Origin of the sequence: Halalkalibaculum roseum, assembly GCF_011059145.1 — a bacterium.
GTDB lineage: Bacteria > Bacteroidota > Rhodothermia > Balneolales > Balneolaceae > Halalkalibaculum > Halalkalibaculum roseum.
This window is the reverse complement of record NZ_JAALLT010000015.1, coordinates 1-1,553: the sequence shown is the minus strand read 5'-3', so window position 1 is coordinate 1,553 and position 1,553 is coordinate 1. Positions and strand designations below refer to the sequence as shown.

The following is a 1,553-nucleotide window of genomic DNA, read 5'->3' as shown; positions in this document are numbered from 1 at the left end:
AATCGGTTCACTGGTCAGGGTAAGATCAGAAATATTTGGGTTGGTCACCACCAGCCGGTAAGTACCTGCATCCGAAGACTGCGCATTGGAAAGGGTCAGGCTCCGGGAAGTCGCCCCGGAGATATTGACACCGTCTTTTTGCCACTGGTACTGATTATCCGCATGAGTGACAATACCGTCAAAGTCATTGAGGGTTACCTCGCTGCCTTCCGCAACGCTGATGGTCCGCGCCTGACCAAAGGGTTTCTGCGGAACATACGAGAACTCTCCGGATTGCGTTACGTTTTTATAAAGCTCGAAGACAGTCTCTCCGTTAGGAGCATTAGGCGGTACATAAAGCATGTGCTTAAATACATATCTGTTGTTTTGTATTTCGATACCGCCACTCAACGTATAGTTCCAGGACAGGTAGGGTAAATCTTCATGCAGTTCGTTTTCATTTAGCCGCAGGTAGCGCAATGAGTTTTGGTTCGACAGATCTTTCGTACCAATCGTGGTAAGATCATTCATAGCGAACTCGGGTTGTATAATGCCTGGATTGTTCTGCCAAAGGGTTGCAGGAAGTGAAGTCAGGCTATTATTTCTGTACTGGAATACATTAAACCCGTTACCATAAGGACCTTGGTTAGCAGCTACTTCAGGATGTGCTCCCTCAGCGCCAGGAGAGCTTCCACCGGGCCAGCTATTGATAGATTGATAGATGTTGGGCAATGTACCGTCAAAGAAGTAATCAGGTAGGGAACCGCTGACTGCACAGCCTCCTATCCATATCATATTGAGACCTGTCATCGTTGACATATCGATAGTATCCAGATCGATAGCTAGCTGCTCGTGGGCTGGTATACGAAACCATTTTAACCCTGACAATCCTGACAGGTCAGAGGGCAGGTTTCCAGTCAGAAACCCGTCACCATTAGCCCCACCCTCAAGAGCTAAGTGAGTAAGATTAGTCATATTGGTAAACTCGGCAGGAAATGGAAAATTGGATATACCACGATTCCACCACACATACAACCCTTCCAAGCTATATACTTGGAACCATTCGGCATCCATAGATTGTAAGCCATCAGCCGAGCTTATGTCAGAATCAGTATGCGTAACATACAGCCACTTTAATACCGAAGCACCAGGGTTCGTTGGAGCATGCAAGTTGCCGCGCCACACATTCTGCTCGGTACGCTTACCTTTGCCCGGGTGAACATCTGTACCCCCTGTCGTAGCCTCTACATGCGGATCCTGGTCATCTGGAAACCCGTTAATACTTGTTCTTGAAAGGTATAAGTATTCTAGCTTCGGTAGATCTACTAATTCTTGCGGAATATATGAGTCAAGACTATTGAAGAATGTATTGAAGTATGTTAACTCTTTTAAGTTGCCTAACTCCGGAACTTCTATATTGCCGGTAAGACCTTTCTTTCTAAGATTTATACTCGTAACACGGAGCTCTCCTCCAATGGTCTCAACGGTTACCCCGTCAATAGTATTACTTAACGACATCTCGCTGCCCCATCCCGTTAGAGCAGGCTGATTAAGGGAAACCCAAAGAGCCTCCA

1 pseudogene is annotated in these 1,553 nt (G+C 46.5%); it reads right to left on the bottom strand.

Going from position 1 to position 1,553, the window contains the following annotated elements:
- Positions 1-1,553, bottom strand: a pseudogene (locus G3570_RS16285) (hypothetical protein); the annotation flags it as partial.